Source organism: Streptomyces verrucosisporus (assembly GCF_017114865.1).
In the GTDB taxonomy this organism is placed as follows: domain Bacteria; phylum Actinomycetota; class Actinomycetes; order Streptomycetales; family Streptomycetaceae; genus Streptomyces; species Streptomyces fenghuangensis.
On the sequence record NZ_JADEYH010000026.1, the window covers coordinates 63013 to 71451 of the forward strand.

Annotated in this window: 5 protein-coding genes; 2 read left to right on the forward strand and 3 right to left on the reverse strand. The window is 73.8% G+C overall.

Annotated elements, in window-relative coordinates:
* Positions 1-160 precede the first annotated feature (160 nt).
* Entirely contained in the window at positions 161-2542 is a 2382-nt protein-coding gene (locus IQ279_RS22810; protein WP_206350992.1) for a glycoside hydrolase family 31 protein, read from the reverse strand.
* A gap of 251 nt (positions 2543-2793) precedes the next feature.
* Between IQ279_RS22810 and IQ279_RS22815 the strand changes: the two genes are divergently transcribed.
* Positions 2794-4827 carry an acetoacetate--CoA ligase gene (locus tag IQ279_RS22815; RefSeq protein ID WP_206350993.1) on the forward strand — a complete coding sequence of 678 codons (2034 nt, stop codon included), beginning with the start codon at positions 2794-2796 and terminating at the stop codon, positions 4825-4827.
* A 78-nt stretch (positions 4828-4905) separates the two neighbouring features.
* Complete coding sequence (locus IQ279_RS22820; protein ID WP_206350994.1) at positions 4906-5832, forward strand: DUF8829 domain-containing protein; 927 nt, start codon at positions 4906-4908, stop codon at positions 5830-5832.
* 68 nt (positions 5833-5900) lie between these two features.
* Here IQ279_RS22820 and ptsP read toward each other — a convergent pair whose 3' ends face one another.
* Both ptsP and IQ279_RS22830 read right to left on the reverse strand, forming a co-directional pair.
* On the reverse strand, positions 5901-7571 hold the full coding sequence (gene ptsP, locus IQ279_RS22825) for a phosphoenolpyruvate--protein phosphotransferase (protein WP_206350995.1): 1671 nt from the start codon (positions 7569-7571) through the stop codon (positions 5901-5903).
* 111 nt (positions 7572-7682) lie between these two features.
* Positions 7683-8132, reverse strand: coding sequence for a PTS sugar transporter subunit IIA (locus IQ279_RS22830; RefSeq protein ID WP_206350996.1), 450 nt, complete (start codon positions 8130-8132; stop codon positions 7683-7685).
* Positions 8133-8439 lie beyond the last annotated feature (307 nt).

Genomic DNA, 8439 nt, shown 5'->3' on the forward strand with positions numbered 1-8439 from the left:
GCCTTCGCGCGGGATGTTTCCCGCCCGGTCGCGCGGACGGCGAAGTGATCGGTTCCCTGATCGGTTCCCTGATCGGCATGACCCCTCCGTCTACCAGGTGCCCGGCACAACGCGGAAGACCGCCCGCGCCCCGCGCGAACGCCCCGCGCCCTCCGCGCGCTCACGCCCCCGAGCCGCGCACCCGCACCGGGTACCCCACTTCCGAGCTCCCCTCCCGCACCACCACCACATCCCGGTCCAGCACCCGCACCGAGAACCGCTCCAGCTCCACCCGCCCGAAGCCGTCCCCGGGGTCCGCTGCCACCACCCCGCCACCCGTACGCCCGGGCGGCGGAGCCCACACCTCCAGCTCGATCCCGCCCTCCGGCCCGGCCACCGGCACCACCGACCCCGCCCGGGCCAGCACCGGTATCCGCGCTCGCGGAGCCTCGACGACCACCCGGCCCGGGCCCCTGTGCACCCGCCCCGTCGCCGTGTCGTACCACCGCCCACGCGGCAGCGGTACGGTACGGCGCACCACCCCCGGCTCCAGCACCGGCGCCACCAGCAGCGCGTCCCCCAGCAGGAACGCGTCCTCGCACTCCCGCAGCGCCCGGTCCTTCGGCGCGGCCCACCACAGCGGGCGCACGTACGGAGCCCCCGAACGGTGCGCCAGCCGGGCCAGCGTCGTGAAGTACGGCAGCAGCCGCTCCCGCTCGCGCAGTGCCGCCCGCGCGTGCTCCAGCACCTCCGGACCGAACTCCCACGGCTCCAGCCGCCCGGGACCCGGCACGGCCGGGGTACGGAACAGCGGCAGATACGCGGCCAGCTGGAACCAGCGCAGGTACAGCTCCGGCGACGGCCGCGGCGACCCCGCCGGCCCCCCGACGTCCGCGCCGCAGTACGGCACCCCGCACAGCCCCAGGCCGATCACCTGGGCGAGCGCGTCCCGCAGCCCCTCCCAGCCGGCCGACGTCTGATCCGTCCAGGTGCCGCCGTAGCGCTGCAGACCCGCCCAGCCCGAGCGCGACAGCAGCAACGGCCGCTCATGGGGCCGCAGACCCCGCAGTCCCTCGAAACCCGCACGGGCCATCGCCAGGGCGTAGACGTTGTGCGCCTCCCGGTGGTCGCCGCCGCGTGACTCCAGGCAGTGTCCGGACGACCGGGGCAGCGTCGCGTCACCGAAGACCGCCAGGGAGACCGGATCGTTCATCTCGTGGCAGAACCCGGCGAACCCCCGCGCCAGCCTCTCGGAGTACAGCCCTCCCCACCACTTGCGCACCCGCGGATCGGTGAAGTCCGGGTACACCGCCTCACCCGCCGGTCCCAGCCCGCGCACCGGCTCGCCCACCGGATCCCGGACGAAGGCGTCCTCGCCGAGCCCGCCGTCGTACACCGCCTCACCCGGCTCCGCCCGCACCGCGGGATCCACGCACGACACCAGCCGCACTCCGCTCCCGTCCGGCCCGCGCAGCGCCTCCGCCAGGGCCGGCAGGTCCGGAAACCGCCCGGAGTCCACCGTGAACCCCCGCCGCCCCCGGTGGTGACCCGCCCCCAGATGCACGGCGCTCAGCGGCAGCCCTCGCCCGGCGTACCCCGCCACCACCCGCCGCACCTCGCGCTCGCCCCCCGCCCCCCACAGGCCCGCCTGGTGGCCCAGCGCCCACCGGGGCGGCAGCACGGGCGCACCCGTCAGCGCCCGCCAGCCGTTCAGCACCCGCGAGGGCGCCCCCGTCAGCACCCAGTAGCGCAGCGGGCCGCCCGACATCCGCACCTCGCACCGGCCCGGCCGGTCGTGACCGGAACCCGCGCCCTCCAGGCCCTCACGCAGCGTCACCAGACCGTCCCAGGAGTTGTCGTGGAAGACCAGATGGCCGCCCGCGTCCGCCACCACCCACAGCACCGGCATCGTCAGCGACCGCGCCCCGCGCCCGGTCCGGAACGGAACCGTACCGGCGTTCCACAGCCGGTACGGTCCGCCGCGCAGCCTCGGCCCCGGAGCCCGCCCGCCCAGGCCGAAGAACCGCGCGTCCGCCGGCACCTCCGAGCGCTGCGTCCAGCGGCTCCCCGCACCGCCCCGCGCGTCCCCTTCCGCACCGTCCGCCGGTTCCCACCAGCGCGGCGGCTGATCACGGCGCAGCACCACACCGCCCGGGGTGCGCACCTCCACCGCACCCAGCCGGGTCACCGTCACCAGCACCCGCTCGGACACCACCCGCCAGCCGCCGTCCTTGTCCGGCTCCAGCACCGCACGCGGGTCCGCCTGCGGATACGAGCCCGCCAGCGCGTACGACGGATCGGGCGCCGCGCCGTCCCAGCCGCAGAAGACCATCCCGCCCGCCGTCACCCGCACCCGCAGCGACGACCGCTCGAAGTGAACCACCCCACCGCCCGGCCGCGGCTCCGCCCCCCGAGCCGGCCCCGGCACCCGCGCCCGCTCCCGGCCGCCGCGCGGCAGCGCCCGGGCGTCCGCGCGCCGCCCCCGCCACGCGGACCGCGCCGCACGCAACCCCCGCGCCGCACCGACCAACCTCACCGACCGCACCAGGCCACGTGCATCCATGCTGATCAGAGTGCCATCACCGGCGAGCGGCAGGCGCCGCGTTCAACCATCGTTCACCGGACGTCCCCCCGTGGTTGGACCACACCGTCAGGCCCCCCGGTATGGGGGAGCGGCCCTGGTGCGGAAACCGATCACATGGCACAGTCCTGCACAGCCGCCGCGCACCCGCACGCCCTTGGCCACCATCCCAGGGGCCGAGCGGTGCGGGGAGGCGAACGCACACGAAGCGTGAAAACAGCCCGGGAGCCGCCATGACCGCCGCGCACAGCGCCGCACCAACGACCGCAGACCAGCCGGAGCCCCTGTGGAGCCCCGGCCCCGACCGGATCGAGGGCGCCCGGATCACCCGCTTCCAGGCATGGGCCGCCGAACGCTTCGGCGCCCCGGCCGCCGCCCCCGGCGACCCGGCCGCGAGCTACGCCGCGCTGCACCGCTGGTCCGTCGAGGAACTCGCGACCTTCTGGCAGGCGGTCACCGAGTGGTTCGACGTACGCTTCACCACCTCGTGCGAGACCGTCCTCGCCGACCCCGCCATGCCCGGAGCCCGCTGGTTCCCCGGCGCCACCCTCAACTACGCCGAGCACGCCCTGCGCGCCGGTGAGGACCCGGCCCGCGCCGGCACCCCCGCCCTGCTGTACGTCGACGAGAGCCACGAGCCGGTCCCCGTCACCTGGGCGGAACTGCGCAGCCAGGTCGGCTCGCTCGCCGCCGAACTGCGCCGCCTCGGGGTGCGCCCCGGCGACCGCGTCAGCGGCTACCTGCCCAACATCCCCCAGGCCGCCGTCGCCCTGCTGGCCACCGCCGCCGTCGGCGGCGTGTGGACCTCCTGCGCCCCCGACTTCGGCGCCCGCAGCGTCCTGGACCGCTTCCAGCAGGTCGAACCGGTCGTCCTGTTCACCGTCGACGGCTACCGCTACGGCGGCAAGGAGCACGACCGCACCGACACCGTCGCCGAACTGCGCCGCGAACTGCCCTCCCTGCGCGCCGTCGTCCACATCCCCCTGCTCGGCTCCCCGGCCCCCGAAGGCACCCTGGAGTGGGACGCCCTGACCGCCGCCGAAGGCACGCAGACCGAACCGGTCTTCGAGCCCGTCCCCTTCGACCACCCGCTGTGGGTGCTGTACTCCTCCGGCACCACCGGGCTGCCCAAGGCCATCGTCCAGTCCCAGGGCGGCATCCTGGTCGAGCACCTCAAGCAGCTCGGCCTCCACTGCGACCTCGGCCCCGGGGACCGCTTCTTCTGGTACACCTCCACCGGCTGGATGATGTGGAACTTCCTCGTCTCCGGCCTGCTCACCGGCACCACCGTCGTCCTCTACGACGGCAGCCCCGGCCACCCCGGCACCGATGCCCAGTGGCGCGTGGCCGAACGCACCGGCGCCACCTTCTACGGCACCTCCGCCGCCTACGTCATGGCCTGCCGCAAGGCCGGCGTCCACCCCGGCCGCGACCTCGACCTCTCCCGCGTCAAGTGTGTCGCCACCACCGGCTCCCCCCTTCCGCCCGACGGATTCCGCTGGATCCACGACGAGGTCGCCCAGGACATGTGGATCGCCTCCGTCAGCGGCGGCACCGACGTGTGCAGCTGCTTCGCCGGCGCCGTCCCCACCCTCCCCGTCCACATCGGCGAACTCCAGGCCCCCGGCCTGGGCACCGACCTGCAGTCCTGGGACCCGCACGGCAGGCCGCTGGTCGACGAGGTCGGCGAACTGGTCGTCACCCGCCCCATGCCGTCCATGCCGATCCGCTTCTGGAACGACCCGGACGGCTCCCGCTACCGCGACAGCTACTTCGAGATGTTCCCCGGCGTGTGGCGACACGGCGACTGGACCACTCTCACCTCGCGCGGCACCGTCGTCATCCACGGCCGCTCCGACTCCACTCTCAACCGGCAGGGCGTCCGCATGGGCTCGGCCGACATCTACGAGGTCGTCGAACGCCTCCCCGAGATCCGCGAGTCCCTCGTCATCGGCGCGGAACAGCCCGACGGCGGCTACTGGATGCCCCTGTTCGTCCACCTCGCGCAGGGCGCCCGCCTCGACGACGCCCTGCGCGACCGGATCAAGCGGGCCATCCGCGAACAGCTCTCACCCCGGCACGTCCCCGACGAGATCATCGAGGTCGAGGGCGTCCCCCACACCCTCACCGGCAAGCGGCTGGAGGTCCCGGTCAAACGCCTCCTGCAGGGCGCCGAACTCGACAAGGCGGTCAACCCCGGCTCGGTCGACGATGTGGCGCTACTGCGTTTCTACGAGCGCCTGGCCAGGGAACGCCGCACCTCCTGAGCCTGCCCGAGGCCCGTTGTCAGCCCCCTCGATTACGGTGAGTCACAAGCTGAACACACCTTCGAGGGGGCTGACGACATGGCACACCGCAAAAGGCGGGAGCACCACAGGCCGGAGACGGCGCGGAGGGCCCTGCGCCGCGAGGCGCCCAGCACGGTCGCCGTCGTGGCCGATCCGGCCGGCTTCGCGGCCATGCGCCGTTACACCACGTTCGCCTTCGACGACCACCACCGCTACCTGCGGCAGACGGAAGGACTGCTGCGCTCGCTCACCGCCCAGGGCGTTCACACCCGTGTCGGTCTCTTCGAGCCGGACGACTACGCGTACTTCTGCGCCCAGGAGCGGATCGACCCAGACACCCCCGACAGCCGTGCGCGCTACGTGGCCGAGATCGCCGCGACCGGCGCCACCGTCCGTTACCGGGGGCAGTCCCTGGACCGACTGCTGCCCCTGCTGCTCGACGGCTGGGAGCGCCAGGAGGCCGGGGAACGCGCCACCGACACCCTCACCGGCCTCGGCCCCTGCCCCGGCTGCGGCAAAGACCTGGGGCAAGAGGCCCTCGACGCCGCCTCCGGCATCCTGGACCGGCTCACCGCCGGAGCCGGCCCGGGCACCCACCACCTGGTGTGCAGCGTCACCGGGTCCACCGGGCCCCTCGTCGCCGTCCTCCACATCGAGCGCTCCCCACGCGGCGGTACGGGGCCGGCCACCGCCGAGGAGCCGGTCTTCCGCGCGGTGCTCGCCGCGGGACTGGCCACCGGACGGCCCGGGGGAGTGGTGATGCGCACCGTCCGCGACGGCGACGAGCAGGTGCGCGGCTGGAGCCTGAACGACGGCCGCCTCCGCCCCCTCACCGAGGCGGAGGTCTTCTCCGCCTACTGCACCGACGCCCGCACCGGAGGCCCGGTCCCACCGGAGCCGGGCCTTGTCTACCGGGCCGGTTTCCCGCTGCCGGAGCACACGGCGGAGAACCGAAGGCACGGATGGCGGAAGGACGACGTCTGACTCCCGCCCTCCGGTTCCGGCCGTCCCACCGCGGGACGGCCGGAACCTCAGTCCCCGAGGGGCAACGCTCACTCCCCGGAGAGCACCGACTGCGCGGCCGCCCGCGCCTGCTCGCCGCCGTCTGAGGCACGGGCGGCGGCCGCCGCCCGCTCGCACTGCGCCATGGTCCGCCTGGACAGCTCCGCACGTACGTGGGGAATGGCCTTCGCACCCATGGACAGACTTGTGACGCCCAGCCCGACCAGCACGCACGCGAGCAGCGGATCGGAGGCGGCCTCACCGCAGACACCGCAGCTCTTGCCCTCGGCCCCGGCAGCCTCCGCGGACATGGCCACCAGATCCAGCAGCGCCGGCTGCCACGGATCCTGGTAGCGGGCCAGCGCGCCCACCTGCCGGTCGGCGGCGAAGGTGTACTGCGCCAGGTCGTTGGTGCCCAGGGACAGGAACTCCACCTCCTGCAGCACCGACCGGGCCCTCAGCGCGGCCGAGGGGACCTCCACCATCACACCGAACTTCGCCCGCAGCCCCGCGTCCCGGCAGGCGTCGGCGAACGCCCTGGCGTCGGCCCGGTCGGCAACCATCGGCGCCATGACCTCCAGATACACCGGCAGCCCCTCGGCGGCCCTGGCGAGCGCCCGCAGCTGGGTGCGCAGCACCTCGGGACGGCCGAGCAGCGTACGCAGCCCGCGCACGCCCAGTGCGGGGTTGGGTTCCTCGGCGGGAGTGAGGAACTCCAGCGGCTTGTCCGCGCCCGCATCCAGCACCCGCACCACGACACGTCCTTCCGGGAACGCCTCCAGCACCTGCCGGTACGCCTCGACCTGCTTCTTCTCCGACGGTGCCTTCCCCGCGGACTCCAGGAACAGGAACTCGGTACGGAACAGGCCGACACCCTCCGCGCCCGCCTCCACGGCGGCCGCCACATCCGCCGGACCGCCGATGTTCGCCAGCAGCGGCACCTTGTGCCCGTCGGATGTCGCACCCGGGCCGGTGGCGGACGCGAGCGCGGCCCTGCGATCCCCGGCGACCCTGAGCATCTCCTCGCGCTGCTCCGGGCCCGGGTCCACGGTGACCACACCCGTACTGCCGTCCACCGCGACGACCGTCCCCTCGGCCAGTTCGACGGCACCCGGCAGGGCCACCACCGCGGGCACTCCCAGCGCCCGGGCCAGAATGGCGCTGTGGCTGGTGGGGCCTCCCTCCTCGGTCACGAAACCGAGGACGAGCGACGGATCCAGCAGCGCGGTGTCCGCAGGCGCCAGATCACGCGCGACCAGCACATAGGGCCTGTCACTGTTCGGCACCCCCGGCATCGGGACCCCGAGCAGCCGGGCGACGATCCGGTTCCGCACGTCGTCCAGGTCCGCGACCCGCCCGGCGAGGTAGTCGCCGGCCCCCGCGAGCAGTGCCCGGTAGGCGGCGAGTGCGTCGTACACCGCGCGCTCGGCTGTGCTGCCCACGGCGATGCGCCGTTCGACATCGGCGATCAGCTCCGGATCCCGGGCCATCATGGCCTGTGCCTCCAGCACGGCCTGGGCCTCGCCGCCCGCGAGGTTCCCCCGCGCGGTCAGGTCGGCGGCCACGGCCTCCACCGCCTGGCGCGCTCTCCTCCGCTCGTGCGGCACCTCGTCCCGGGTGGTCTGCCGGGTCGGCGGCTCCAGCTCGGCGGCCCCCATGTGCCGCACCTCGCCGATCACCAACCCGTGGCTGACCCCGACCCCTCGAAGCGTTGTCTCCATCTCACCCTCACCCGTCTCCGGATCTCCGGCCGGTTCAGTTTCGTAGGCGGGACGCGTCCGCCTCCTGCCCGCCGCCCGCGAAGGCCCCGCGGCCGGCGAGAGGGCGGTGGGTCACCGCCAGGTGAACAGCGTGCCGCCGGAAGGCACGTCGACGCCCTCGGCCACGTCGGCGAGTGCGTCGGGAGTGGCCTCCAGCGCGACGACCGGACACACCGGAGACTTCCCCACGGCCTCCACCTCGACCGGGTTCCAGCGGACGATCGGGTCACCGCGCCGTACGGTGTCGCCCTTGGCGGCCAGCAACTCGAAGCCCTGGCCGTTCAGCTGCACGGTGTCGATGCCCAGATGCGTCAGCACCCCGTGCCCCTCACCGTCCACGACGACGAAGGCGTGCGCGTGCAGTGATACGACGATGCCGTCGACCGGGGCCACAGCGACGGACGGTTCACGGACCGGGTCGACGGCGGTACCGGGCCCCACCATCACTCCGGAGAACACCGGATCCGGCACGGCCGCGAGGCCGATGGCACGCCCGGCCAGCGGGGACGTCACGGTGGTCATGGAAAGCCTCCCGGGCGCGGGGACCGAGCGGTCACCGTCGTCGTGTGTCCTGACTTGTCCTGAATCGGCGAGCTGATCAGAAGCGTATGACATGGGGGCCGCCGGTTCCGGTGAGCGCGCGTGTGGCGGCCTGTCCGGGCCCGCAGACCCGATTTGCCTCTGCGTCTGTCCATCTGTACTCTCGTACCTCCGTCCGGCGCCAATGGCGCCTGTGACGTCCGACCTCATCTCCCTTTGAGAAACCGGTTCGGTTCTCCGCGTTCGCAGAGAAGACCGGATTTCGGAATTCAGAGGAGAGGCTGATAGT

What these genes read in the sequence shown, in the direction of transcription:
- IQ279_RS22810 (WP_206350992.1), bottom strand. Translation starts at nt 2,542, where the DNA reads ATGGATGCACGTGGCCTGGTGCGGTCGGTGAGGTTGGTCGGTGCGGCG.
- IQ279_RS22830 (WP_206350996.1), bottom strand. Translation starts at nt 8,132, where the DNA reads ATGACCACCGTGACGTCCCCGCTGGCCGGGCGTGCCATCGGCCTCGCG.
- IQ279_RS22820 (WP_206350994.1), top strand. Translation starts at nt 4,906, where the DNA reads ATGGCACACCGCAAAAGGCGGGAGCACCACAGGCCGGAGACGGCGCGG.
- IQ279_RS22815 (WP_206350993.1), top strand. Translation starts at nt 2,794, where the DNA reads ATGACCGCCGCGCACAGCGCCGCACCAACGACCGCAGACCAGCCGGAG.
- ptsP (WP_206350995.1), bottom strand. Translation starts at nt 7,571, where the DNA reads ATGGAGACAACGCTTCGAGGGGTCGGGGTCAGCCACGGGTTGGTGATC.